This window comes from Priestia sp. ST2, assembly GCF_055810735.1.
In genome coordinates this window covers 184,062-208,576 of the sequence record NZ_JBVVNT010000004.1, presented here as the reverse complement: position 1 = coordinate 208,576, position 24,515 = coordinate 184,062, and the positions used below count along the sequence as shown (strand labels likewise).

At 38.7% G+C, this 24,515-nt stretch carries 26 protein-coding genes and 1 riboswitch; of the genes, 20 read left to right on the top strand and 6 right to left on the bottom strand.

From position 1 onward, the window contains the following. Positions 1-24 precede the first annotated feature (24 nt). The 17 genes from AC0KUU_RS18215 to AC0KUU_RS18135 all read left to right on the top strand — a co-directional run bounded on the left by AC0KUU_RS18215 (position 25) and on the right by AC0KUU_RS18135 (position 16,809). A complete protein-coding gene (locus AC0KUU_RS18215) occupies positions 25-486 on the top strand; it encodes a hypothetical protein (RefSeq protein WP_013057650.1) in 462 nt (153 codons plus the stop codon). Positions 487-721: 235 nt separating this feature from the next. Further along, complete coding sequence (locus AC0KUU_RS18210) at positions 722-1,489, top strand: carotenoid biosynthesis protein (protein ID WP_097825187.1); 768 nt, start codon at positions 722-724, stop codon at positions 1,487-1,489. Continuing rightward, the gene (locus tag AC0KUU_RS18205) at positions 1,486-2,199 is read left to right on the top strand and encodes a lysophospholipid acyltransferase family protein (protein ID WP_043981529.1); all 714 of its coding nucleotides are present in this window, start codon (positions 1,486-1,488) and stop codon (positions 2,197-2,199) included. Before AC0KUU_RS18210 ends, AC0KUU_RS18205 begins: the two co-directional genes overlap by 4 nt. Beyond that, positions 2,163-3,302 carry a glycosyltransferase family 2 protein gene (locus AC0KUU_RS18200; protein ID WP_280559878.1) on the top strand — a complete coding sequence of 380 codons (1,140 nt, stop codon included), beginning with the start codon at positions 2,163-2,165 and terminating at the stop codon, positions 3,300-3,302. The genes AC0KUU_RS18205 and AC0KUU_RS18200 overlap by 37 nt, the downstream gene beginning before the upstream one ends. After that, positions 3,299-4,759: a phytoene desaturase family protein gene (locus AC0KUU_RS18195; RefSeq protein ID WP_043981531.1), complete on the top strand. Its 1,461-nt coding sequence runs from the start codon at positions 3,299-3,301 to the stop codon at positions 4,757-4,759. The genes AC0KUU_RS18200 and AC0KUU_RS18195 overlap by 4 nt, the downstream gene beginning before the upstream one ends. A 141-nt stretch (positions 4,760-4,900) precedes the next feature. Beyond that, positions 4,901-5,629, top strand: a complete 729-nt coding sequence (locus tag AC0KUU_RS18190) for a hypothetical protein (protein WP_473452900.1) — start codon at positions 4,901-4,903, stop codon at positions 5,627-5,629. Positions 5,630-5,786: 157 nt separating this feature from the next. After that, positions 5,787-6,530, top strand: a complete 744-nt coding sequence (locus tag AC0KUU_RS18185) for a sugar phosphate isomerase/epimerase family protein (RefSeq protein WP_322552213.1) — start codon at positions 5,787-5,789, stop codon at positions 6,528-6,530. Next, on the top strand, positions 6,527-7,486 hold the full coding sequence (locus tag AC0KUU_RS18180; protein WP_322552212.1) for a sugar kinase: 960 nt from the start codon (positions 6,527-6,529) through the stop codon (positions 7,484-7,486). Before AC0KUU_RS18185 ends, AC0KUU_RS18180 begins: the two co-directional genes overlap by 4 nt. Before the next feature lie 2 nt (positions 7,487-7,488). Further along, a complete protein-coding gene (locus AC0KUU_RS18175) occupies positions 7,489-8,769 on the top strand; it encodes an MFS transporter (protein ID WP_028409101.1) in 1,281 nt (426 codons plus the stop codon). Between the two features lie 26 nt (positions 8,770-8,795). Further along, positions 8,796-9,440, top strand: a complete 645-nt coding sequence (locus tag AC0KUU_RS18170; protein WP_322552211.1) for a bifunctional 4-hydroxy-2-oxoglutarate aldolase/2-dehydro-3-deoxy-phosphogluconate aldolase — start codon at positions 8,796-8,798, stop codon at positions 9,438-9,440. Positions 9,441-9,541: 101 nt separating this feature from the next. Further along, a complete protein-coding gene (locus AC0KUU_RS18165; RefSeq protein WP_043981535.1) occupies positions 9,542-10,552 on the top strand; it encodes a LacI family DNA-binding transcriptional regulator in 1,011 nt (336 codons plus the stop codon). A 102-nt stretch (positions 10,553-10,654) separates the two neighbouring features. Further along, positions 10,655-11,290 carry a 3-hexulose-6-phosphate synthase gene (gene hxlA, locus AC0KUU_RS18160; protein WP_034650902.1) on the top strand — a complete coding sequence of 212 codons (636 nt, stop codon included), beginning with the start codon at positions 10,655-10,657 and terminating at the stop codon, positions 11,288-11,290. Further along, positions 11,290-11,838, top strand: coding sequence for a 6-phospho-3-hexuloisomerase (hxlB, locus tag AC0KUU_RS18155; RefSeq protein WP_028412834.1), 549 nt, complete (start codon positions 11,290-11,292; stop codon positions 11,836-11,838). Before hxlA ends, hxlB begins: the two co-directional genes overlap by 1 nt. Positions 11,839-12,151: 313 nt before the next feature. Continuing rightward, the gene (locus AC0KUU_RS18150; RefSeq protein WP_043981537.1) at positions 12,152-13,123 is read left to right on the top strand and encodes a DHH family phosphoesterase; all 972 of its coding nucleotides are present in this window, start codon (positions 12,152-12,154) and stop codon (positions 13,121-13,123) included. Positions 13,124-13,144: 21 nt separating this feature from the next. Continuing rightward, positions 13,145-13,894 (top strand): SDR family oxidoreductase, encoded by a 750-nt coding sequence (locus AC0KUU_RS18145; protein ID WP_043981538.1) that lies wholly within the window; start codon positions 13,145-13,147, stop codon positions 13,892-13,894. 269 nt (positions 13,895-14,163) lie between these two features. Beyond that, a complete protein-coding gene (locus AC0KUU_RS18140) occupies positions 14,164-14,811 on the top strand; it encodes a nitroreductase family protein (RefSeq protein WP_322552210.1) in 648 nt (215 codons plus the stop codon). Between the two features lie 426 nt (positions 14,812-15,237). Further along, positions 15,238-16,809 (top strand): APC family permease, encoded by a 1,572-nt coding sequence (locus AC0KUU_RS18135; protein ID WP_013057634.1) that lies wholly within the window; start codon positions 15,238-15,240, stop codon positions 16,807-16,809. A 58-nt stretch (positions 16,810-16,867) separates the two neighbouring features. Here AC0KUU_RS18135 and AC0KUU_RS18130 read toward each other — a convergent pair whose 3' ends face one another. Then, positions 16,868-17,431 carry a YdcF family protein gene (locus AC0KUU_RS18130; RefSeq protein ID WP_043981540.1) on the bottom strand — a complete coding sequence of 188 codons (564 nt, stop codon included), beginning with the start codon at positions 17,429-17,431 and terminating at the stop codon, positions 16,868-16,870. A 147-nt stretch (positions 17,432-17,578) separates the two neighbouring features. Then, positions 17,579-17,758, top strand: a riboswitch (cobalamin riboswitch). A gap of 92 nt (positions 17,759-17,850) precedes the next feature. Between AC0KUU_RS18130 and AC0KUU_RS18125 the strand changes: the two genes are divergently transcribed. The 3 genes from AC0KUU_RS18125 (at position 17,851) to AC0KUU_RS18115 (ending at position 21,921) form a co-directional block, all read left to right on the top strand. Beyond that, positions 17,851-19,377, top strand: a complete 1,527-nt coding sequence (locus AC0KUU_RS18125) for a cobyric acid synthase (RefSeq protein WP_322552209.1) — start codon at positions 17,851-17,853, stop codon at positions 19,375-19,377. Between the two features lie 205 nt (positions 19,378-19,582). Continuing rightward, on the top strand, positions 19,583-20,641 hold the full coding sequence (locus tag AC0KUU_RS18120; RefSeq protein ID WP_043981542.1) for a FecCD family ABC transporter permease: 1,059 nt from the start codon (positions 19,583-19,585) through the stop codon (positions 20,639-20,641). Further along, positions 20,638-21,921: an ABC transporter ATP-binding protein gene (locus tag AC0KUU_RS18115; RefSeq protein ID WP_322552208.1), complete on the top strand. Its 1,284-nt coding sequence runs from the start codon at positions 20,638-20,640 to the stop codon at positions 21,919-21,921. Before AC0KUU_RS18120 ends, AC0KUU_RS18115 begins: the two co-directional genes overlap by 4 nt. 17 nt (positions 21,922-21,938) lie before the next feature. On the opposite strand, the gene AC0KUU_RS18110 is transcribed toward AC0KUU_RS18115, so the two are convergent. The 5 genes from AC0KUU_RS18110 to AC0KUU_RS18090 all read right to left on the bottom strand — a co-directional run bounded on the left by AC0KUU_RS18110 (position 21,939) and on the right by AC0KUU_RS18090 (position 24,467). Next, the gene (locus AC0KUU_RS18110; RefSeq protein ID WP_322552207.1) at positions 21,939-22,760 is read right to left on the bottom strand and encodes a hypothetical protein; all 822 of its coding nucleotides are present in this window, start codon (positions 22,758-22,760) and stop codon (positions 21,939-21,941) included. 44 nt (positions 22,761-22,804) lie between these two features. Next, positions 22,805-23,230 carry an Hsp20/alpha crystallin family protein gene (locus AC0KUU_RS18105; protein WP_028409089.1) on the bottom strand — a complete coding sequence of 142 codons (426 nt, stop codon included), beginning with the start codon at positions 23,228-23,230 and terminating at the stop codon, positions 22,805-22,807. Positions 23,231-23,319: 89 nt separating this feature from the next. Further along, positions 23,320-23,823 carry an Hsp20/alpha crystallin family protein gene (locus AC0KUU_RS18100; RefSeq protein ID WP_013057627.1) on the bottom strand — a complete coding sequence of 168 codons (504 nt, stop codon included), beginning with the start codon at positions 23,821-23,823 and terminating at the stop codon, positions 23,320-23,322. 51 nt (positions 23,824-23,874) lie between these two features. Beyond that, positions 23,875-24,057 carry a spore germination protein gene (locus AC0KUU_RS18095; protein ID WP_237074493.1) on the bottom strand — a complete coding sequence of 61 codons (183 nt, stop codon included), beginning with the start codon at positions 24,055-24,057 and terminating at the stop codon, positions 23,875-23,877. A gap of 167 nt (positions 24,058-24,224) precedes the next feature. Next, entirely contained in the window at positions 24,225-24,467 is a 243-nt protein-coding gene (locus tag AC0KUU_RS18090) for a spore germination protein (RefSeq protein ID WP_013057625.1), read from the bottom strand. Positions 24,468-24,515: the final 48 nt, after the last annotated feature.

Below are 24,515 nucleotides of genomic sequence, written 5' to 3'. Positions count from 1 at the left end.
TACGTCAAAATGTTAGGACAGAACGTGACTAGACTAGAAGCTCTTTTATGGAGCATTGCGTTGCCGGGCTTTGGACAATTACTAAACAAAAAACATATAAAAGGAATTTTGTTTATTGTACTTGAATTTCTCATTAATATGGGCGCAAATTTTAATGAAGGCATTCGCTTAAGCTTTTTAGGAGAAACAAGGCAGTCCCTAGAAGTAATGAACATGCAGTGGTTAATGTTTTATCCATGTTTGTATTTTTTTGCAATTTGGGATGCTGTTAAAGAAGCAGAAAACGGCGCATCGAGATTTACATTTATTCCTTTTGTCTCCTGTGCTTATTTTGTTACAGTAGGCATTATGTATTCTTCAGTAACAACCATCAACGGTGTTTTTATAGGACCAATTTGGCTTCCTATGCTGTCTGTTATACCTGGACTTGTTGTCGGACTCATTGTCAAAAAGCTATTAGAAGTGTATATACATAAGAAAAAATAAACGTCATTACAATCTATACATCCGTAGATTTTAATGGACGTTTATTTTATTTTTGTTTATAAATAAGTAATAAAGTCTCTTATTTAGGGAACGTACTAACAGTGGCTATTTTTACATAATTTTAAGAGAGCGCGGACTATTCATAAAAAAGAGCACATTGAAAATGGAGAGAATGGGTACAAGCTTATATAATAGCACTTTGACAAAAAGAAGCTGGAGAGAAGGTGGATAAAGGATGATCACAAATGGTATTTATCGTTTTTTTCTTATCTGGTACGTATGCGGAGTCGTCTTGCTTTCCTTCGATTTGCTGCCTTCATGGTTAGAATGGGCAAACGCGGTCTTTTTACACTTGAGCAGTCTTCTTGCTCTTATTTATCTAACTAAAGCTTATGGAGTAAGGCGGGCACTGCTCGTTGCGATATTTGTGACAGGCGCATCTATTTATATCGAAAGTCTAGGTGTTAAGTATGGATTTTTATTTGGATCCTACGATTATGAAAAAGATTTTGGCGCCAAAATTTTAGGTGTTCCTCTGACCATTGGTTCGGCTTGGTTTATGGTTGTGATTACAAGCAGAATACTAGCTTTAGGAATTATGAAACGTATGGAGCTGCCGTTTATTGTCCATGGAATTGCCTATGCAGTCATTAGTTCGCTTTTTGCTGTTATTATGGATTTGGCTATCGATCCTGTTGCCTATGTTGTTAAACAATATTGGGTGTGGGAAGGGGACAGCTTTTATTATAATATTCCTTTATCAAATTTCTCCGGCTGGTTTTTATTGTCTTTCTTCATTCAGCTGGTCGTATATTTCTTTTTAGCTAAGTCTCCTAAAGAGGAAAATCCGGTGTGGGAAAAAAGAATGGTATTTTTGTATAGTGCAGTTGTCATGATGTTTGTGATTGTAGCGTTAGCAAATGGCCTATGGCTTGTCGTATGTCTGACGATGATTCCTTTTCTTATTCTTTATATTGTGTATAAAAAGGAGACTCGCTTATGATTTACCCGAAGAAAAACTCAATATTTGAGCGATTTTTTCAACTGTTTGTCACATATCAGCTTAAAAAGCAATTTTATCGTATTCATTTACATATAGAAGGGCTCCCAAAAGATAAAAAAATTTTATTAATTGCTAATCATTCCAGCTGGTGGGACGGTTTAGTGACATTTTATTTAAATAACGCGGTATTAAAAACAGATCTATACGCTATGATGTCCGAACAAGGAATGAAGGATTTTCCTTTTTTTCAACGAATCGGAGCTTTTTCAGTAAATGCAGCGTCCCCGAAGCATACGGTGGAATCGTTAAGGTTTGCCAGTAAGCTGTTAGAAGAGAAAAAAGCGGTGCTTATTTTTCCCCAAGGAAAAGAAGAGCATCTTGAAAAAAGACCGTTAACTTTTTCTGAAGGACCTGCTTTTCTTCTAAAGAAGCATTCTGACGTTGAAGTTATTCCCATTACGTATTATTATACGTTTCGCCATGATCAGCGACCGGAGCTTTTTATCTGGATAGGGCAAGCTGTTTTTTACGACTCGGCTAAGCCCAGAGAAGAGATAACCAACACGCTAGGCGGTGCAGTCACTGCTCAGCTCGATCATCAAAAACAGAAAATAATTCAAGAAAACGATGAGGACTTTACGGTTTTATTAAAAGGAAAAAAGACGCTTAGTGAATGGTTAACGTGGTGGAAAGCGAAGGTGAAAGAATGATTTACTATATGCTTTTATTTATTTTTATGCTGCTTTTAACCATTGTAAATATTCAAGCAATGCCTAAATTAAAAAGATACGAGCTGGATTCCAAAACACCTCAGCCTCTCATTTCTATTTTGATTCCAATGCGAAATGAGGAACGAAATGTAAAGCGAATCATTTCCTCTATTAAAGGATTAACGTACAGCAATCTAGAATGTGTCATACTAGACGATCAGTCCACAGATCAAACACGACCACAGCTGTTGAAAGAAATTCACGGCGATCCGAGGTTTACCATCATAGAAGGAAAAGAGCTGAGAGAGGGCTGGGTCGGAAAAGTTCATGCTTGTCACCAGCTGTCGCAAGCTGCAAATGGAGACTATTTATTGTTTGTAGACGCAGATGTAGAACTAAAAGAACGTACACTAGAACATACTTTAGCCACAGCACAAGCGACAAAAGCCGCTCTTTTAACAGGTTTCCCTCGTTTTCCCGTAAAAACGTGGTTAGAAGCATTGGTTGTTCCGCTTCAGCATGTGGTTGTTTTTAGTTATTTACCGGTTGTCGTAGCTAATCGTAACAAGATGAGCAAAGCTTCCGCGGCTCACGGTGCTTTTATGTTTATAAAAAAAGAAGCTTACGAGGCCGTAGAAGGACATGAAGCCGTCAAATCTTCACTAGTAGAAGATGTCCACCTAGCCCAGCTTTTTAAGCAAAAGAAACACCGCGTCATTTTAGCGAATATTACCTCTCATGTTAGCTGTTATATGTATGAAACAACGGAAGAAGTATGGAACGGTTTTGCTAAAAACATCTTTGTAGGTCTGGGCCGCTCCGCTAAAGCAGTTTGGGTACTAAGCGTTTTTTTTGCCTGTTACTATGTGCTGCCGCTTCCTTTTTTTATAGCAGGAATATTCACAGGCAACATGCTTTGGATTCTTCCTTTTTGCATTATGCTTTTTCAGCGGTTTTTAATTGACCGGTCGGCTCAGCAAAAAGGGCTTTTATTTTGTACGATGCCCGCGTCGGCAATTGTGCTGATGCTGCTGATGAATCATTCCATGAAGCGTGAACGAAAAAAGCAGGGATATGAATGGAAAGGAAGGCATTATCAATGAAAAAAGTACTAATAGTTGGGGCAGGATTAGGCGGATTAGCTGCAGGAGTTCTTCTTCAAACAAAGGGGTTCGATGTCACAATTGTGGAAAAAAACGAGCATGTAGGCGGAAAAATGATGCCTGTGCAGCTAGGAGAATATTCTTTTGATTTTGGGCCTAATACCATTACAATGCCCGAAGTTTTTCAGTGGTTATTTGAGCAAGCGGGTGAACGTCCAGAAGACTATATGCCTCTTGTCAAACTAACGCATCATACGAATAACTTCTTCACCGACGGCTCCCAATTTTCCATGTCTATAGATGAAAGAAAAATGATTCAGCAGCTTGAACGTCTCGATCCCTTCGCTGCGGAGCAATACCCTGCCTATTTGAAAGAAGTAAAAAGAATATACGACATTGCAAAAAGCCAATTTTTCTACCGGACATTTTCATCGTGGAAAGATTACACAAACCCTTCTTTATTAAAAGCATTGCTGCAAGTAAGGCCGTTTGAAACAGTAGACACGTTTCATCAGCGTTTTTTTCGAAACGAAAACATTCGAAATGCATTTAATCGATATGCAACCTATATCGGATCTTCACCTTATACATCACCCGCTACGTTTTCATTGATTGGACATTTAGAAATGAATGATGGGGTGTACTATGTAAAAGGAGGAAATCCTAGAATTGCAAAAGGGCTGGGACATGTGTTCCAAAAAGCTGGAGGGAAGCTGTATACAAACTGCAGCGTTACTGAAATAATCGTAAAAAATAAACGGGCTGTCGGAGTAGAAGTAAATGGAGAAGAAAAGATAGACGCGGATATTGTTATTGTGAACGGCGACTTGCTAAAGGCCTATCCGGCACTCGTAAAAGAACAGGATAGACCTCATTTCAAAAACAAAAAAGCAGCTGAATTTGAGCCTTCTATATCAGCTTATGTGATCATGGCAGCTGTTAAGAAGCGCTTTTCTCAGCTGATTCATCATCAAGTGTATTTTTCTCAAGATTATAAACAGGAATTCTATGAGCTATTTCAGCAAAAAACGCTTCCAACCGATCCCACCATCTATATTTGTAATTCTTCATATACCGATAACACGGTAGCTCCGGGTGATAATTTATTTATTTTAGTGAATGCTCCTGCTGTGAAAGAAGAGAATCAAGAAGAAATGAACGCTTACAGAGAAGTTGTCTATCGCAAGCTTTCTCAGTTTGGTTTAGATATCGAGTCTTCGCTTGTACATGAGCGAATTGTTACTCCATATGAAATTGAACAAACGTTCGGTGCATTTAAAGGTGCTTTGTACGGCGTGAGTTCAAACCGGAAAATGGATAGTTTTCTTCGGCCAAGCAACGTCTCAAAAGATGTTAAAAACTTATATTTTGTAGGAGGAACGACTCACCCTGGCGGAGGGTCTCCTATGGTCACGATTAGCGGCATCAATGTAGCTATGCTTATTTCATCTTCCTAATTGATAAATCAGGATTGTCAAAAAGTTTAGTTTTTTGGTACTATAAGAAAGTGCAGAGGCTGTTAACCTGCTGTTCTTACGGATGGAAAAAATGAAAAAACATGTTACATAACGAAGTTGAAAAGGTGATTACATAACTATATGATTGTATTTACGTGTCTTATTATTATCATAAGTATTATCCGTCCGTACTTGGAAAGCGTGACTGTTAAGCGAATTGCTTCAGAAGGCAAAAAAATTCGCTACTACAAAGAACAGTTCTTTTTTTATGTGCTAATTTTACTATTTTATATTGCGGTGATGGTATACCATAGGGTTCCAATTTCTATGTTAGGATTACAGGGAGTATATCTCGATACGATTCATCGCACGGCTCCGTATCCAGCGCGGATTGAATATTTGCTGCTTTTAATCTTTGCTGGCTTTATCATTCTTTCCATTATGCTTCAATGGATGAAAGATCATGGAGAAACGGTTTTTGTGGAACAGGAAATGCCCACGTCAATTGAGGCAACCGTTCCTAAAACGGAAAGAGAGCAAAAGTGGTGGCTAGCATACAGCGGTATTTCCAGCTTTGTAGAAAGCACCGTTTATTTTCCTAGCTTTTATTTATATAGTCACTATATATTAGCCATTGAAAACACATGGGTATTGGCCGTTTTAATTGGTATTGGTTATTTCCTATCACAGCTAGCTTTCCAGCGTGACCGTTTAAGTGTCCAGACGCTGTTAGTTGGTATCGGGCTAGGCGCTTTATTTATCATGACGAAGTCAGTTGTCATTATAATCTTGTACTATGGCTTTAGCTTTTTGATTTATGATATTTACCAGCAAGATCGCAATCTAGTAAAAAGCACAGATGATCACTAAGAAACAACACGGCATAAAGCTGTGTTGTTTCTTTTTTTTATAATTTATAAAAAAAGCTTGAAAAGCGCTTTCAATAGTCTTATAATTTAGATAAATCGATTTACTAAACCGGTTTAGTAAGTGGTTAGTTATTATAATAAGAAAGGTAGGTCGATTTATGAACAGTATCATTATCCCGTTAAATGCATTTGAAACAACAGGCTTTCAGCACGCCATGATTGGAAAAATACATGAGCAGCAAGTACATGGAGTGGAAATTCGAAGAGAGTTAATGAAAAAAGTAGATCAAGAGATTGCGCTTATTGCTGAAGAATTAAAAACATATCCACTTTTTACAGTATATTCGGCTCCAATTGAACTGTGGAGAGAAAATGGAGAGTTAAACACACAAGAATTAAAAGTTATTCTTGAAGAAGCCGTATCACTTGGCGCTCAGTGGGTAAAAGTTTCTCTTGGTTTTTATCAGCCCCAATCGCCTATGGCAGATTTACAGCAGCTATTAGAGGCATTTCCAGCTTTACGTCTATTTGTAGAAAACGATCAAACCAGTCACGGAGGCAACATAGCATCTCTGCACGCATTTTTTGATAACGCTTACGAAGTTCCTGTTTCCATGACGTTTGATATTGGTAACTGGCTCTACGTAGATGAACAACCCCAGGAAGCAATCAAAATGCTAAGGTCATTTGTGGGCTATATTCATATTAAACACGTCATAAAAAGCAGCGGAAAGCTAGTGACAACCGCTATATCGAACGATTCAAATGAAATGTGGAAAGATATTTTGAAAGGGTTTTCTCATTCGATTTTTAAAGCTTTAGAGTTTCCAATCGATGAACCGGAACAAATCCCCGGCTTCATTTCATTGGTGCAAGCAGCAGAACAGGAGGAAGTTCAATGAATTCATTAGACGTTATTACCTTCGGAGAAGCAATGGCGATGTTCATGGCAGAGCAGTCGGGACCGCTGCATGAGATTAAGCATTATACGAAAGAACTGGCCGGAGCAGAAACAAATGTAGCAATTGGTATCGCTCGTCTCGGTCTGCGCGCAGGCTGGGTGAGCAAAGTCGGCAACGATCCTTTCGGTACGTTTATTATGAAACGGCTACAAGAAGAATATGTCAACACCGATTGTGTATTAGTAGATAGCGAGCATGCAACAGGCTTTCAAATTAAATCAAAAGTGGAAGTGGGAGACCCGGAAGTTTGTTACTTCCGAAAAAATTCAGCAGCCAGTCACTTGCACTCCAGCGATTTTAATCAAAACTATTTTTTAGCGGCAAAACATATGCATATGACAGGCATACCGCTTGCTGTGTCAGCAAGTATGCGCGATTTTGCTCTACATGCACTTACATCGATGAAAGCAGCTGGAAGAACGGTTTCCTTTGATCCAAACCTTAGACCCACTCTTTGGGCATCGAAAGAAGAAATGGTTGTTACAATCAATGAAGCTGCTAAACAAGCAAACTACGTTCTGCCGGGTATTGAAGAAGGAAAAATCTTAACCGGCTACGAAAACCCAGAAGACATTGCTTCTTACTATTTAGATGCAGGCGTAGAGCTTGTCGTTATTAAACTAGGTGAACAAGGAGCCTTTTTTAAGACGGCTAAAGAGCAAGGAATGGTTGAAGGAATAAAAGTGAAACAAATAGTGGATACAGTCGGAGCAGGAGACGGTTTTGCAGTAGGACTGTTAAGCGGACTTCTTCAAAATGATTCTCTTACTCAGTCTGTAAGGAGAGCAAATGCTATTGGGTCATTAGCTGTACAAAGCCCTGGAGATAACGATGGATATCCAACTGAACAGCAGTTGCAAAGATATATGGAATCCCAAAAACAAGGAGTGAAGTGATAATGAAACAGCAGCTAGCAAAAAAAAGATGGCTTCGGTTAATTCCTATCGTATTTATTACGTATAGCCTTGCATATTTAGACCGTGCAAACTATGGGTTTGGAGCAGCGGCAGGACTGGCAGAAGATCTTCATATTACGCCAGGTATTTCGTCTTTATTAGGGTCGCTCTTTTTCTTAGGTTATTTCTTTTTCCAAATTCCAGGCGCTCACTATGCTGAAAATAAAAGCGCCAAAAAGCTGATTTTTTGGTCTCTGATTTTATGGGGAGCACTTGCTACAGCTACGGGTATGGTAAGCCACGTCGGATTTTTGTTTGTTATTCGGTTTGCTTTAGGAGTGGTCGAAAGTGCCGTTATGCCTGCTATGCTAGTGTTTTTAAGCCACTGGTTTACAAAAGCAGAACGTTCTAGAGCCAACACGTTTTTAATTTTAGGAAATCCGGCAACTGTTCTTTGGATGTCTATTGTTTCTGGGTATTTGCTAGAATCGTTTGGCTGGAGATGGATGTTTATTTTAGAAGGTTTTCCAGCTGTTATTTGGGCATTTTTATGGTGGAAACTAGTAAACGACGAGCCAAAAGATGCAGGCTGGCTGTCGAAAAAAGAAAAAGCAGATTTACACGATGCGCTGCAAAAAGAACAAGAAGGAATCAAACCTGTTAAAGGCTATAAAGAAGCTTTCAAAAATCGTACTGTCATTTTATTAAGCATTCAATATGCTTTATGGAGTATTGGCGTCTACGGATTTGTTATGTGGCTGCCGTCTATTATTAAAGCAGCGCCTAACATGAGTATAGTGAAAACAGGTTGGTTAGCGTCCGTTCCTTACGTATTAGCAGTTGTATTAATGTTAACGGTTTCATATCTATCAGATAAGTTTTTAAAACGAAGCGCATTTGTATGGCCGTTCTTATTAGTAGGAGCGCTTGCTTTTTACGGATCTTATTTAGTTGGCACAAGCAACTTCTGGCTTTCCTTTGCTTTACTCGTTATCGCCGGAGGAACGATGTACGCTCCGTACGGACCGTTCTTTGCGATTATTCCTGAAATTTTACCGCGTAATGTTGCCGGAGGAGCAATGGCTTTAATTAATAGCATGGGCGCACTTGGTTCATTTGCCGGTTCTTATATTGTAGGATTTTTAAATGGATCAACAGGAGGATTTGGCGCTTCATATATCTTTATGGCTGGATCATTATTCCTTGCGGCAGTTTTAACCATTGTCGCAACGAAAAAGCCAAGAGAAGTTCAAAGTGTAAAGCCAGTCGAAACAACGGCTTAATGTAACGATAAAAAAGGAGAATTGAGATGCATATTGAGAAAATTACAAGTAGCGGTATTGTAGCAGTCATTCGAGGAGCAAGTGCTGAGCGAATTATTCCGGTTGCCTACGCATTAAAAGAAGGCGGAGTAACAAACCTAGAAATTACAATGGAAAACCCTGCTGCCGTAGAGGTTATTAAAGAGCTGAAAAATGAATTTGACGACTCGATGTTTATTGGAGCAGGAACTGTTCTAGACGAAGAAACAGCACGAATTGCTATTATGGCGGGAGCGTCATTTATTTTTTCTCCTACGGTTAATGAACGAACAATTAAAACGGCTAAAAGATACGGTGTCATTAGCGTTCCGGGCGCTTTTACACCAACTGAAATACTAACAGCCTATGAATACGGGGCAGATATGATTAAAGTCTTCCCGGCAAGCGTAGTAGGCCCAGCTTATTTTAAAAATATAGCAGGGCCGCTTCCTCATATTCCATTAATGCCAACGGGCGGCGTTACGGCTGAAAATGCCGGCGCTTATATTAAAGCTGGAGCAGCTGCTATTGGGGCAGGAAGCACATTAGTGGATGGAAAGCAGCTTCCAACTCCTGAATACTTACTTCAAGTAACCAAGGAAGCGAAGCGTTTTACTAATGAAATTCAAGAAGCTAGGCTTGCGTACGCTTAATAAATAAAGCCTTCTGCTAGCAAGAAGGCTTTTCCTTTTTCGTTTTTTTCGTTTACACTAGGAGTAGCATAATTTTAGGGATTGAATGAAAAGGACGGATTATGATGCAAAAAGTTACTATGCTGGACGTTGCAAAAGCAGCAAATGTCTCCAAAAGCACCGTATCACAATACATTAACAAACGGTATGAATATATGGGCGAAGAAACACGAAAGAAAATTAAAGAAGCGATTGATACACTCGGCTATCAGCCCAATTATCTAGCAAGGAGCTTAAAACAAAAGCGAACGTCAATGATTGGGATTATTGTCGCGAATATTATGCACAGATTTTCTACTGAAGTCATTCGTGCAATTGAAGACTATTGCCATTCACAAGATATACATGCCATCATCTGTAACGCAGATGATGACCCTGATAAAGAAAAGAAATATATTAATATGTTAAAAGCAAAGCAAGTAGATGGCCTTATTTTATTTCCAACGGGAGCCAATACTTCTCTTTATGAGCAGATGATCAAAGAAGAATATCCGGTTGTTATTATGGATCGCAAAATTCATGATGTAAAAGGAAAAATTCCATCCGTAGTGGCGAACAACCAAGAAGCCACAAAACAGGCTATTTTGCATCTCCTCGAGCTTGGACATAAGCATATAGCGATTATTACAGAACCATTAACTATTACACCCCGGATTGAACGTGTAGAAGGGTACAAAGAAGCGTTAACATCAGCCAATATGCCTGTAAATGAATTCATGATTATCAACTGCAAAAAAGCGGACATGCAAAAAGCGCTTGAGAAGCTATTTGCAGCAGATAATTCGCCGACAGCGCTGCTTGCTGGAAACGATTTAGTATTCATTGAAGTGCAGAAATTTATTAAACAACACGGATTTAATATCCCAAATGATTTATCTTTAATTGTGTATGATAATATTCCTTACGCAGATGTAGCAACGCCTGCTGTTACGACGATTTCGCAGCCAGCTTTTGATATGGGAACAAAAGCAGCAGATTTACTTATTAAACAAATTTTAAAAGAAAAGATAGCTTATGAAGAGTACCAGTATGAGTGTGAATTAATTATTCGAGAAACAACTTTGTCGCATTAAACTAAAAAGAGCGCCTATGGCGTGCTCTTTTTAGCTCATCAAAATATTGGTTTTTTTTACGCAGTTACTAAACCGGTTTAGTAAAAAGTGAGGAGAAAAAATATGAAGATACAATTAGCATTAGATCGTGTCACAATTGAAGAAGCTATTATCCTTGCCAAGCTGGCAGAACCCTCTGTTGATTGGATTGAAGTAGGTACATCTCTTATAAAAGAGTATGGAATTGAAAGCATTTATAAAATCAAACAGGCATTTCCGCACAAGACGATTGTAGCAGATATCAAAACGATTGATAACGCAGAGTATGAGTTTACAATGTGCTATCAAGCAGGTGCAGATATAGCAACAGTCATGGGTGTATCACCTTTACCTACGATAGATACTTGCGCAAATGTCAGCGAAAAATGGAATAAAAAAATGATGGTTGATTTATTAAACACGTCAAGCAGCTCGCAAAAGCAAGTGGGTATTTATAGAAACGCTATTTTTTGCCATCATATCAGCAAAGACGAGCAAGAAAAAGAAGGAAAATCGCTGAGTCAAATAAATTTGCGGCAATATTTTCATTCAGATGCCCAAATAGCAGTAGCAGGAGGAATTAATCCAACCTCAGCAGCATCATTACTTCAAATGAAGGCGGACGTCGCGATTATTGGATCAGCGATTACAAAAAGTGCGGATGTGGCAAAAGCATCTGCTGAATTTCAAAACTTATTTATGAGCAGGGGGAACGTATAATGACAAAAACACAAACGATTTTAGACGAAATTACGGCCGTAATGAATCACATAAAAGAACCGCAAATAGAAGAAGTAGCGTTTTCACTTTACCAAGCAAAACGGATTTTTGTTATAGGCGAAGGCCGCTCTGGGTTAATGGGCAAATCGTTTGCGATGAGACTGATGCATTTAGGTGCGACAGTATATGTTGTAGGGGAGACCATTACTCCTTCGATTGCAGCAGGTGACGTGTTGGTGGCTGTATCTGGTTCAGGAAAAACACAGCAAGTGGTGAGTGTAGCTAAAAAAGCCAAAGAAGTAGGATGTTCAGTTATCGGCATTTCAGCTAGTACAGAATCACCGTTAACTGCTCATACTGATGAGCTGCTGCACATTCCCGCTGCAACCAAATACCGAAGCGAAAATGAAGCAGCTTCCATTCAGCCACTTGGCTCGTTATTTGATCAATGTGCTCACGTTGTATTTGATACCATTTGTTTAGAATACGGGAATTTGAATCACACGGATCATGAACAGGCATTTAAGCAGCACAGCAATTTAGAATAAGAGGAAAGAGGCTAGAACAAAAGTAGGTTATTTAAAAGAAAATCCGAACGATGAATCGAGATTCTTGATAAAGAATCACATTCGTTCGGATTTTTTCATTGGTATTGATGAGCGTAGGTTTCATGTGTGTAGTTGCTTCTAGCTGTTGATTGAATCGATGTAGTTATGTCTCACTCTCTTTTGATACAGGTAAGTCTAAGTCTGAACGTTGACTTCACTTCAAAGTAAATAACAGCATTTTTATGCTGAAATTGCTATAATATACAAGCCGGTACATATACTAAGGCGACTGAAAATAAAGGAGTTTTGATTAATGACAAAAATAAAATTAATTTCACATAACGATTTAGACGGGGTAAGTCCAGCACTATTGGGTCGGTTAGCGTTTGGCGATGATAACTTTGATTACAGCACGGTAAGCATTGGCCGCATCAATGACACAGTGACACATTTTATTGAAGAAGAAAACGATGGAGACACAGCTTTATACATAACGGATATTAGCGTAAATGAGGAAGTAGCGGAAAAATTAAATGAACTGGTAAAAAAAGGCCAGAAAATCACTCTTATTGACCATCATATCTCTGCTCTTCCACTAGCTCAGAAATACGATTGGGTTCATGTTATTGCAGAAGACGAAAACGGTAAAAAGACGGCAGCTACATCTCTTTTCTACGACTACTTAGTGCGCAACAACATGCTCCAAAAAACGGCGTTGCTTGATGAGTACGTAGAACTTGTGCGCTTATTCGATACGTGGGACTGGTTCCATGAAAATAACTTGAAAGCAAAGCGCCTTAATCACCTATATTATCTAATCCCGCATGAAGAATTTAAAGAAACCATTCTAGAAACGCTTCGTGAATCGTACCATACTGAAAAGCAAGAATTTACGTTTACGGACAAACACGAAATTTTACTAGAAGCAGAAGAAAAAAAGATTGAAAAATACATTTATGATAAACAAAAACAAATCATAAAAGAAAGGGTTGAAATTGCTAACACAGCGTACAACGCAGGGATTGTATTCGCGGATACATATCAGTCTGAGCTAGGAAATGCACTGTGTCTAGAAAACGAAGATATCGACTTTTCCGTTATGGTGGACATGGGACGCCAAAAGATTGGGTTCCGTGCAGTAAAAGACGAAATCAACTTAGCAGAAATTGTTGGGCACCTTGGAGGAGGAGGTCACCCAAAAGCTTCTGGATGCAAGTTAACGGCTGAAACGTTTGCTCTTTTCGTCACGGATCACTTGTTTAAAGACGAAGAAAAAAGTGAATAAAGCGTATAAGGAGGAGATGATATGTCGTTTAAAGATTTAGTTGTTGTTGTTACCGGAGCTGCGAACGGAATAGGTAAAGATGTATCCCGCGCATACGCGAAACAAGGTGCAAAAGTGGTATTGGCAGATGTGGACGAAACCGAAGGAGAGCGTCACGCAGAAGCTATTCAAAGACAAGGCGGAGAAGCCATTTTTGTGAAAACAGACGTCCGAAAAGAAGGCGACATTTTAAATCTCGTTGAAAAAACGGTCAGTACGTATGAAACGATACATATTTTGATTAATAATGCAGGCGTTTCCCGCTGGAAATCACCGTATGAGCTAACCATTGATGAATGGGATGACATTATCAATACGAACCTGCGCAGCGTGTTTCTATGCTCTCGCGAAGCAGCTAAGGTGATGAGAAAAAACGAAAGCGGAGGCTCCATTGTAAACTTAGCGTCTACGAGAGCTACAATGTCTGAACCTCACACAGAAGCCTATGCGGCTACAAAAGGAGGAATCGTTGCTTTAACTCATGCACTTTCCATTTCACTTGGTGATGACAACATCACAGTAAATGCTATTTCTCCAGGATGGATTGAGACATCTGACTACGATGGCCTTCGTGAAATCGATCATACGCAGCATCCGTCTAATCGGGTGGGAACGCCAGCGGATATCTCAAGAGCGTGTATGTATTTAACAAACGTTGAAAATGATTTTGTAACAGGAGCTAACCTCGTAGTAGACGGGGGAATGACGCGAAAGATGATTTATGAACATTAAGCATCTACGAAAAAAGACTGCCGTATTTAGCAGTCTTTTTTCATATAATCATCAAAAGAAAAAGATAATAATTTTTTCTTGACAGAACAAAATAATCATTGTAAAGTAAGTTACATAAAGTAATTAAATTTCAATTAATATTTTTTAGTTTAATATCTCGAATTAGAGATATAAGAATTCATTATATCTTGTTTATCTCCTTTTATCAGGGGGAAGGGTATAAACATGCAATTTAAGCTTAAAAAAACAAACAATTAGGAGTGTGGAAAATGGGTTTTTTAGATAAATTATTTGATAAATCAAGTGATCAACAACAGGTTGGAAAAGATTTTTATGAAGCAATTAAAAACCGACGTTCTATTTATGCAATTGATAAAAATGTAAAAATATCAGAAGAAAAAATTGAAGAAATTATCAACTTTTCGGTGGAACATACTCCTTCAGCATTTAATTCCCAAAGCGCACGCGTAGTCGTTTTATTTGGCGAACAGCATGATAAAGTATGGGATATTACGAGAGAAACGCTTCGTAAAATTGTTCCAGCTGAAAATTTTTCAGATACGGATCAAAAAATGAACTTATTCGGAAGCGGCTATGGAACAGTTCTTTTCTTTGAAGATCAAGAAGTAGTGGAAGGGCTCCAAAAGCAGTTTGCATCTTACAGCGAAAATTTCCCGGTTTGGTCTAACCAATCATCAGGCATGCTGCAGCATGTGATTTGGACAGCGCTTGAGCTCGAAGGTCTAGGAGCAACATTACAGCATTACAATCCATTGATTGACGATGAAGTAAAAGCAGCTTGGAATATTCCAAGCTCATGGAAATTAATTGCCCAAATGCCATTTGGTAATCCTGTGTCACCTGCGGGAGAAAAAGAATTTCAACCGCTAACTGAACGTGTAAAAGTATTTAAATAAGCAAAATAAGAGGTACGGACAAAATTATTTTAGTTGAAGCAAAATCCGAACGATAAATCGTTCGGATTTTTTCATTGGTACGGCAAGCGTAGGTGTTGCGTATGTAGCTGCTTCTAGCGGTTGATTTCGTTATGTCTCAGCCTCTTTTTTTTCAGCAAATAGTTTGAATATTCTTTTATGTTTAACCTAAGAAAAATGCGGTTAAATAGGAGGAGTAGTCCTCAAATCTTCTGTGGAATTTATGCGCTATACATAAGCAATTCAACGATGTTTTACAAAAAAATAAAGTTTTTAACTTGGTTTTTTAGAGAATATTTGTTAACATATCCACTTGTGAGGTCTTAGTAAGAGGAGGATGATGTAAAGAATCCCATATCGGACGCAAGGGCGTAGATATGTGGAGTGGGAATTTTAAAGGAGGATTTTATGTCTGATCAAGGAAATCAAGGAAAATTTAAAAAATCAATATCTTTACTTGACCTAACGTTAATTGGGATGGGAGCTATTTTTGGTTCCGCCTGGTTATTTGCGGTTAGTAACGTAGCGTCAAAGGCTGGTCCAGCCGGAAGTTTTTCGTGGCTGATTGGCGGAGTCATTATTTTACTTATCGGTTTAGTGTATGCTGAACTTGGAGCAGCGCTGCCGCGTACCGGTGGAATTATCCGTTATCCGGTTTACTCACATGGTCATTTAGTGGGTTACTTAATTTCATTCATTACCATTATTGCTTACACAAGTTTGATTGCCATCGAGGTAACGGCTGTACGTCAGTATGTTGCGTTTTGGCTTCCTGGTCTAACTAAACATGGTTCTGAATCGCCTACTACAATCGGCTGGTTATTTCAGTTCGCGTTATTAACGCTATTTTTTATCATTAACTACGTAAGTGTAAAAGCATTTGCTAAGTCAAATGTCATTATATCTGTGTTCAAATATGCGGTTCCTCTTACAATTATCGTCGTGTTGGCTTATCACTTTAAATCAGCTAACTTTACAACTGGCGATTTTGCTCCGTTTGGTTTTAATGGTATCCAAGCAGCCATTTCAACAGGTGGCGTTATGTTTGCTTACCTAGGACTTCACCCTATTGTTTCTGTAGCCAGTGAAGTTAAAAACCCGCAGCGTAATATTCCAATCGCGCTCATTATCTGTATTGTACTTTCAGCGATTATTTACACAGCACTGCAAGTATTGTTCATTGGTAACATCCCGGCTGATATGCTATCAGGAGGATGGGGAACAATTCAAGAGCAATTCTCTTTACCATTTAAAGATATTGCACTTATTTTAGGCCTTGGCTGGTTAGTAACGCTTGTTATTTTTGATGCTATTTTATCACCAGGCGGTAACGGGAACATCTTCATGAATACAACTTCTCGTTTAGTTTATGCTTGGTCTCGTAATGGAACATTATTTAAACGTTTCTCAAAAGTAGATAAGAAAACAGGAATTCCACGTGCGTCACTATGGCTATCATTTGGAATGTCCGTATTCTGGACACTGCCATTTCCTTCTTGGGAAGCGCTAGTAAACGTATGTTCAGTGGCACTTATTCTGTCTTATGCGATTGCGCCAATTTCAGCTGCTGCATTCAGAGTAAATGCAAAAGACCTTAAAAAACCTTTTAAATTAAAAGGCATGAGCGTTATTGCTCCTGTTTCATTTATTTTCTGTTCATACATCGTATATTGGTCAGGGTGGACGACAATTTCTTGGCTGCTAGGATCACAGCTTCTAATGGTTGTTATCTACGTAGCGTTTAAGAAATACGTACCAACTGACGTTGTAAAATTTGCACAGCAGCTTAAATCTGCTTGGTGGCTAGTTGCTTATTATATTATTATGCTTGTTATCTCTTATCTAGGTTCATTTGGTGGAGGACAAGGTGTGCTAAGCAACCCGCTTGACTTAATTTTAATTGCCCTTGTTTCACTTGGTATTTTCTACTGGGCGAAATACACAGGTTTACCAAAAGCAGTTATCGATACAGATGATTAATAAAAAACACGGCATGAATTCATGCCGTGTTTTTTATTTGTAGAGCTACTTACTCTATTTATTTATCAAACAGCCATGTTTTTAAAATAGCAGCATACTCACGAAAGTAGGCTTGAAGTTTAATTGAATTTGGTGTTTTTGCACCTAAAGGATAAACGTCAAAGCCTTGACGTTTGGCAATAATAGAGGCGCGAAATAAATGAAAATCACTGCTAACAAGTACGACTTTTTTGTGTTGAATATCAACTTTCTGTTTAGTAAAAGTAAAATTCTCAAAAGTAGAAGTTGACTGATCTTCTTTTATAATTCGATTCTTCTTAATTCCTTCTTTCCGCAGAAAACGATAGGCTGCCTCTGCTTCAGAAATTTCTTCATCGGATCCTTTTCCGCCCGTTACGATAACTTTTGTTTGTTGATTTGCTTGTAAATAAGATAAGGCCGTCTTTACTCGTTCTTTTAAACTAGGAGACATTTGGTCACCATCTACTTTAGAACCTAAAATGAGCACATAATCTGCGTTTTGTGGAACAGGCTTGTGAGCAGTTTGATACATACAAAAAGATGTGATTGCTATATAAAGAACAAACACGCTGATAAAGACATAAATGATTTTTTTCTTCAACTGTGAGCACCTTCCTAGCTATTCCATAAGATGTTTGGAAAATAATTGTTATTATAGCATACGAGACCCAAATAAGTATAAACACAGTAATATATAATAATAGAAGAAAATCGTTATTGTGAATGGTTATAAAATTCGTTACAATAAAGAATAAATGATTTTAAAAGTGCCTCTAAGGAGGATAATAGGGAAATCGGTGTAAATCCGGTGCAGCCCCCGCTACTGTAAATGTGGATGAACCTGCAAAGACCCACTAGTCAAACTAGGAAGGGTGCAGAAGTAAAATGAAGCATAAGCCAGGAGACCTGCTTTTAAAAACCCCTTATTTTTCGGTGGGAGAAATAAGTCAAGACAATGTGTTAATGAGCGCATGACCAAACCTTGACTTTTACAGTTAAGGTTTTTTTATGTGGTAGGGAGTGGAAAAAGTGAAAAAAGGAAAACCGCTTATGATTCAAGGAACGCACTCAGACGCTGGAAAAAGCATGATTGCTACAGCATTTTGCCGTATTTTTAAAGAAGACGGCTATCAAACTGCACCGTTTAAATCGCAAAATATGGCGCTTAATTCATACATTACAATGGATGGAAAAGAAATTGGCAGAGCGCAAGGAATTCAAGCAGAAGCGGCTGGAGTAGAAGCAACAACCAATATGAACCCTATTTTAATTAAACCTACTCGTGATCATGAATCTCAAATAGTTGTTCACGGAAAACCGCTACGTAATATGTTTGCTTTTCAGTATCGGCAAGAATTTTTTAATGAAGGTTTGAACGTTATCACGGAAGCTTATAAAGAGCTTGCCAATCATTATGATCGAATTGTGATTGAAGGCGCTGGAAGTCCTGCCGAAGTCAATTTGAACGATCGAGAACTCGTAAATATGCGCGTTGCAAAAATAGCAGAAGCGCCTGTTGTGTTAGTAGGAGATATTGATAAAGGTGGCGTTTTCGCGAGCCTAGTGGGTACTCTTCAATTGCTTCCAGATGAACACAAGTCTAGAGTTATCGGAGTGTTAATTAATAAATTCCGAGGAGATTTAGAACTTTTAAAACCAGGGTTGAAGTGGTTTGAAGAATACACGGGTGTTCCGGTTCTAGGAGTTATTCCTTATATGAACAACGTGGAAATTGATGCGGAAGATTCGTTATCACTTAGAAATTACTCAACGCTTGTGAATCCCTTAAAAGAAATTGATATTGCGGTCATCTCGTACCCGCGCATCTCAAATTTTACAGACATCGATCCTTTAAGCTTAGAAGAAGACTGTCACGTGAGGCTTGTAACCAAGCCGTCGCAATTAGGTACGCCTGATTTAATTGTTTTGCCAGGAAGCAAAAATACGATTGAAGATGCTCAGTTTTTACAAGAAAGCGGCCTGGATCTAGCCATTAATCAAGTCTTGAACACAACGAACGTTCACGTCATTGGCATCTGCGGAGGATATCAAATGCTAGGGGAGACAATTACAGACCCTGATGCAGTAGAATCTCGGATTGAGTCCATTAAAGGGCTGGGCTTGCTTCCAGTGGAAACGGTTATGACAACCAGCAAAAAAACAGAAAGAGTTTCTGGGTATGTCCAGTTAGAAAATGAAAGAGTTTCGATTGAAGGCTACGAAATTCATATGGGAAAGACGGTTTCTAAGAGCACCACGAAAGCTTTTGCAGTGGTAGAGCATGAAAAAGAAGGAACGGTTAAAGACAATGTCATTGGCACGTATGTTCATGATATGTTTCATAACGATTCTTTGCGCAGAGCTTTGCTTAATCAAATTCGTAAACATAAAAAATTGCCGCCTATTACGGACACATTCAACAGTCGCCTGCAAAAAGAGGAGTCTTTTTCAAAAGCAGCAGCATATGTGAGAGAAGCCGTAGATATGGAAAAGCTGTATCAGTTAATAGACAACTATAAAGGTCCGGAGCAAACACAAAAAGTATAGCTTGTAGAGGCTTTCGCTTGTTTTTTTACCAAGAACTTTAGTACGCTATTCTACGTTGCACAGTTCAACAGTCTAGCACTCGTAACAAATAAAAGATGATTGTTTCCAACTTAATGCATGGTGGAAGCATGGTTTATGGACAGGAAAATGAATGGTTAATGTAATATAAAACATCACGCCTCGTTTCCTAGAGGAGCTGAACGTATTGATTTTTAAACGTATTTTTTTTAACAAAGCATCTATTTTATACATAGTCAGTTTATTTATTGTATGTACTTCGATAATTATGGGCGTATTTATTGGTACAGTTTCGTTAACCGTAGGAGATACAATCAAAATTATTATTGGCCACCTTACCGGGCTATCCTTATATCACGGTCCGGAAAACATGGATTTAATCATTTGGCAAATTCGTTTTCCAAGAGTACTGGTGGCATTTTTAGTAGGAGCTTCGCTTTCAATAGCAGGGGCTGCCTTTCAAGGGCTATTAAGAAACTCGCTTGCCGATCCTTATACGATTGGGGTTTCCTCAGGTGCAACCCTTGGCTCTGTCATGGCAATTTATTTTCATTGGAGTATTTTTGGTTTGTCTATCTTCACGCTGCCTGTAGTCGGCATTGTATCTGGTTTTATTACTCTTCTTTTAGTTTTTGGTATTACAAAACTCGCAAGCGGCAATTTGGCCAATGAAACCATCATCTTAGCGGGGATTATTTTATCATCCTTTATGAGCGCGCTTATTTCATTAATTGTGGCTCTTTCTCCCGAAGAAGATGTAAGGCAGGTTTTATATTGGCTAATGGGAAGCGTATCAATGAGAGGATGGTCTCATATTCAAATTTTAGGGCCGTTCTTTTTGATTGGTACAATTATGCTGTTGTTACATGTAAAAGAGCTGAACGGCTTAGCATTTGGCGATCAATCCGCTCAGTTTATGGGAATAGACGTAAAGAAGAAAAAAAGAATGATTTTAATAGGTGCATCCGTATTAACAGGGGCTGCGGTATCAGTATCTGGGGCAATTGGATTTGTTGGCTTAGTTATCCCCCACGTAGTTCGTCTCGTAGCGGGAGCTAATCATAAGCATGTACTGCCGCTTTCTATTTTAATTGGAGGAAGTTATTTGGTTTTAGCAGATTTATTGGCACGAACGATATTAGAACCTCGTGAACTGCCGATTGGAGTCGTAACTGCCTTAATTGGTTCGCCGATTTTTACCCTGCTCCTTGTAAAAGAACGTATGCGGAAAAGAGGAATATCATGATTGAACTATATAATGTGACAGGAGGATACGATAAGCAGCAGCCGACCGTTCGTGACATCACGTTCACCGTAGACAAAGGTTCTTTTGTCGCTTTACTAGGACCAAATGGAAGCGGGAAAACAACGCTTATTCGCTTAATTATGAATGTATTAACCATTCAATCAGGAGAAGTGAAGGTGGAAGGAAAGTCAGTGAAGGCTTATTCACCAAAACAACTGGCGCAAAAAGTTGCAGTCATGACGCAAGAAAATCAAATTGGGCTAGAATTTACGGTTCAAGAAATTGTTTCACTTGGACGTTACCCTTATCAGGCAAAAGGATTGTTTAGCACTGTATCAGCACAGGATGAAGAAGTGGTGGAAAGCGTGATGAAATTAACAAACGTCTGGCACTATAGAAATCATACTTTTCAATCGCTAAGCGGTGGAGAAAAACAGCGGGTTTTACTGGCTAAAGCACTAGCGCAAGAACCTGACTACTTACTTCTTGATGAACCAACGAATCACTTAGATGTAAAACATACAATGGAACTGCTTCAGCTGTTAAAAACTTTACAGCAGGAAATGAGCTTGACGGTCCTAGCCATTTTGCATGATCTCAACATTGCCTCGCTGTTTGCAGATAATGCCGTGTTACTGAAAGATGGAAGAGTAGAAGAAACCGGGATGGATGCCATTTTCCAGGATGCAGCTACGTTAAAAAGAGTATATGACGTTGATTTGCATGTATTTCACCATCCCGCTGTGAACAAGCGACAAATTGCTTTTGTGCCGCCGTATCAATATCCAGAGACGGACTTCCATGAGTTGTATCAGTTACAAAAGGAACCGGGCAAGCTGTGTTTATCCTTTGTTCGTCCTTTGAGAACTCTTTCCCTGGGTTCAAATGAAACAGGTCTAGACTGGTGTCAAGAAATTGTTCAACAGCAAAGCAGTGCTAACGCGGCGTGGAAATCTGCGTCTTTATCTAGTTATGAAGTTCGCTTAAAAGACGATAAAGGTTACTCGTGGCTGGCTGTGCTGACACATAGACAAAAAGAAAACGAAGTAAATATTGTTCTACTAACAAATGCGCCGTTTTCGGACGGAAACTTACTTCATGCTGCGATGAAGGTAATTGAGTACCGGGCTTTCTTAGGAAAAACAGGACATATTGTTGTAGCATCATCTCATCATAAAGAAGAAAATCAAGAAGAAATTTCAGAGTTCTTGATGGAACGCCTCCAAAAAGAATTACAACTATTTATGGAAACAAAAATGACCGATAATTGCTTTAAATAAGCAGTAGCGGTCATTTTTTATTCTTCGGAGTGATCATCAGATTTTTCTGTTTCACCTCCTGAACTCATCGTTGTTTCAGTTGTATGTTCATCAATCTTTTTTTCTTTTAGCTTAACAGAAAACAAGTCTTTGACTTCTTCATCTACTTGATCAGAGTCAGCGCTGTAAGTGGTGCCGATGTTTAAGTGACCGGTCAAATCTTTAATGCCTAGCTGGCCGAAATTATTACTAAGATCAATTTTGTCTAACAATACTTTTTCGACCATGATTTTTTCAACAACAATGGACTGCTTTGGCTGAGTTATTTCATCAATCTTTTTGTCAAGAGTTTTCACCATCTCATATAAGGCTGTATTAGACGATTCTTCCTTTAACGCAGAGAGCTGTTTTTGAATAGCTTCGAAATTAGGAGCTGACTGCATAGCCGAGAGTAAATGAGCTGTTTGCTCGTGCAGTTGAGACAGTGATTGAATAAGGTGAGCTGATTCATTTAATTGCTGATGAAGCTCTTCTATTTTAGGGATCGCGTCGGTTAAACGCGTCACTTGATCAATAATTCCCTGCAGGTTCAGCGCTGAATCTGTCGAAAGAGCAGGCTTTGTGAATTCAGCTTCAGCAGAGGTCTTAGGCTCCATTTGGCTAGGCAACTTCTTTGGCTGTTGAGGGGTTTTTTTTAGATTAGACTGTTTTTTAGCTTTCATCTTTTCTGGTAATTCTTTCCGCTTTTGATTAGAACGTTGGTCTATGGGACCTGCTTTTTTTTGAGTTGGAAGGGAAGACGGGTTTATTTTACGGACTGTTTCAATTTTAGGCGATTGTTTAAACCACTTAGAAAACATGAAATTCCCTGCCTTTCATGCTACGTATAGTTCTGCACAATAAATTACAAATCAAATTTCACATGCAAAAGACCATCTTTAAATGATGCGTGACACGGCGCTTCCCCTACACCAGGCGGAAGGATGATTGATCGTTGAAACGTTCCTTCACGTCTTTCTTTGTGAAGAACATTTGCATCCTTCACGGTTAAAAGAGATGAACCGGATATGTGTAAAGTATTTTCATGCATGGTCAATTCGACGTCTGTTCGTTTAGCACCGGGTATTTCAATTACAACTAACAGCTGATTTGCCCATTCATATACATCAATTAAAGGATAATCTCGGTACTCATTTACAATTTGAGGAGAAGCATCTGCTTCCGTATCATTCTTTTCTTCATGATCATCATCAAAAATCTTTTCCCAAAATTTCGTATGGTTTTCTTCTTGTAACGTTTCTGCCCACTTTTTAAATTTTCCGTGATTCATATTTGTCACCTTCTTTAAAAAAATAAAACAAGTCCTTTTGCAGCTTTCTATTTTATATGTATGCATGAAAACAGAAAAAAACGTCCACTTTAATCTAAATCGTGGACGTCTATTTGAGACATAGGAATATTAACATGTTTAGGCATCCGGATTTCCAACACTCCGGAACGATAGATGGCGCGTGTGCCCTTTTTACGAACCGAACAAGGAAGCTGAATTTCTTCTTTGAAGGATTCTTCTCCATCTATTCCTTCAATCGTACACACATATGGCGTATGATAGACTTTAATGCTTGATACAATATCGCGGTTAGGGATTTTTAGCTGCACAATGCATTCATCTAATGTATTGATGACGTTTGAATCAAATCTTCTTGGCTTTTGTCCATGACCTTCAGTTCCCATATCCTGCTGTTCTTTCATCATGTCTTGGGCTTGCTTAAAGAATTCATTTCCTTGCATAAAATCCGGAAAAGAATGGGACATGGTAGAAGAAATCATTTGCTGAATATACTTATTCATGTCTTTAGATGCCATTCCTTTTGGGATATTTTCCATCATTCCTTTAAAAGGAGACTTTCCAAATGGAAACATATTTACACACCTCCTTGTAATGTGCCAAGTAAAACGACAAAATTGTTAAAGCTAAATTTGATTTCCAATTGGAGCTGAAGGGTTTGCAATTTGATCTTGATCACTTACATCAGGATCTAACACGCCCGTATTCATTTGAGAGCAAGTAGGAGAGAAGTTACCTAAAGAGAAATTCGCGCCGTTAAACTTGGAGTTCGCCGTGTGACTGTTTTGAATGGTGGAACCAAAATCAATATTTGCGTTTTACGTGACACCGTTTGTTACGATATTAAAAACGTTAATTTGAAGAGGCATAAAGAGACTCCTTACTGTTTTTATTCATTCTACTCCAACGGTTTATTGCGTTCAGAGAGAATGTATTCACCGTTTGTCGTCATGCTGTTGACAAGCATTGCCCTATATCACTGCTGATAACCATTGACATGATCAACGTTTGCAATATCTGTTTGGTCATTTGTATCAGGATCGATATAAATGTTTCGCATTTTCGAGGAAGCAGGTGAGACATCGCCATAAGAAGAGTTCGTACCAGTGGATTTTGAATGAGCCGTGTGACTGTTATGGAGTGCTTCGCCAATGTTGACAGAACCGTTGCTTGAGATACTGTTGATCTTTAAATTATAAATGTTAATAACACTTGGCATACGCTCTCACCCTTTTCTATGGTTGATTAATGTATCCTATGATGATAA

What these genes read in the sequence shown, in the direction of transcription:
- AC0KUU_RS18090 (WP_013057625.1), bottom strand. Translation starts at nt 24,467, where the DNA reads ATGCCAAGTGTTATTAACATTTATAATTTAAAGATCAACAGTATCTCA.
- AC0KUU_RS18105 (WP_028409089.1), bottom strand. Translation starts at nt 23,230, where the DNA reads ATGAATCACGGAAAATTTAAAAAGTGGGCAGAAACGTTACAAGAAGAA.
- AC0KUU_RS18115 (WP_322552208.1), top strand. Translation starts at nt 20,638, where the DNA reads ATGATTGAACTATATAATGTGACAGGAGGATACGATAAGCAGCAGCCG.
- hxlA (WP_034650902.1), top strand. Translation starts at nt 10,655, where the DNA reads ATGAAGATACAATTAGCATTAGATCGTGTCACAATTGAAGAAGCTATT.
- AC0KUU_RS18210 (WP_097825187.1), top strand. Translation starts at nt 722, where the DNA reads ATGATCACAAATGGTATTTATCGTTTTTTTCTTATCTGGTACGTATGC.
- AC0KUU_RS18135 (WP_013057634.1), top strand. Translation starts at nt 15,238, where the DNA reads ATGTCTGATCAAGGAAATCAAGGAAAATTTAAAAAATCAATATCTTTA.
- AC0KUU_RS18165 (WP_043981535.1), top strand. Translation starts at nt 9,542, where the DNA reads ATGATGCAAAAAGTTACTATGCTGGACGTTGCAAAAGCAGCAAATGTC.
- AC0KUU_RS18200 (WP_280559878.1), top strand. Translation starts at nt 2,163, where the DNA reads ATGGTTAACGTGGTGGAAAGCGAAGGTGAAAGAATGATTTACTATATG.
- AC0KUU_RS18190 (WP_473452900.1), top strand. Translation starts at nt 4,901, where the DNA reads ATGATTGTATTTACGTGTCTTATTATTATCATAAGTATTATCCGTCCG.
- AC0KUU_RS18195 (WP_043981531.1), top strand. Translation starts at nt 3,299, where the DNA reads ATGAAAAAAGTACTAATAGTTGGGGCAGGATTAGGCGGATTAGCTGCA.
- AC0KUU_RS18150 (WP_043981537.1), top strand. Translation starts at nt 12,152, where the DNA reads ATGACAAAAATAAAATTAATTTCACATAACGATTTAGACGGGGTAAGT.
- AC0KUU_RS18145 (WP_043981538.1), top strand. Translation starts at nt 13,145, where the DNA reads ATGTCGTTTAAAGATTTAGTTGTTGTTGTTACCGGAGCTGCGAACGGA.
- AC0KUU_RS18205 (WP_043981529.1), top strand. Translation starts at nt 1,486, where the DNA reads ATGATTTACCCGAAGAAAAACTCAATATTTGAGCGATTTTTTCAACTG.
- AC0KUU_RS18100 (WP_013057627.1), bottom strand. Translation starts at nt 23,823, where the DNA reads ATGTTTCCATTTGGAAAGTCTCCTTTTAAAGGAATGATGGAAAATATC.
- AC0KUU_RS18110 (WP_322552207.1), bottom strand. Translation starts at nt 22,760, where the DNA reads ATGTTTTCTAAGTGGTTTAAACAATCGCCTAAAATTGAAACAGTCCGT.
- AC0KUU_RS18170 (WP_322552211.1), top strand. Translation starts at nt 8,796, where the DNA reads ATGCATATTGAGAAAATTACAAGTAGCGGTATTGTAGCAGTCATTCGA.
- AC0KUU_RS18185 (WP_322552213.1), top strand. Translation starts at nt 5,787, where the DNA reads ATGAACAGTATCATTATCCCGTTAAATGCATTTGAAACAACAGGCTTT.
- AC0KUU_RS18175 (WP_028409101.1), top strand. Translation starts at nt 7,489, where the DNA reads ATGAAACAGCAGCTAGCAAAAAAAAGATGGCTTCGGTTAATTCCTATC.
- AC0KUU_RS18180 (WP_322552212.1), top strand. Translation starts at nt 6,527, where the DNA reads ATGAATTCATTAGACGTTATTACCTTCGGAGAAGCAATGGCGATGTTC.
- hxlB (WP_028412834.1), top strand. Translation starts at nt 11,290, where the DNA reads ATGACAAAAACACAAACGATTTTAGACGAAATTACGGCCGTAATGAAT.
- AC0KUU_RS18140 (WP_322552210.1), top strand. Translation starts at nt 14,164, where the DNA reads ATGGGTTTTTTAGATAAATTATTTGATAAATCAAGTGATCAACAACAG.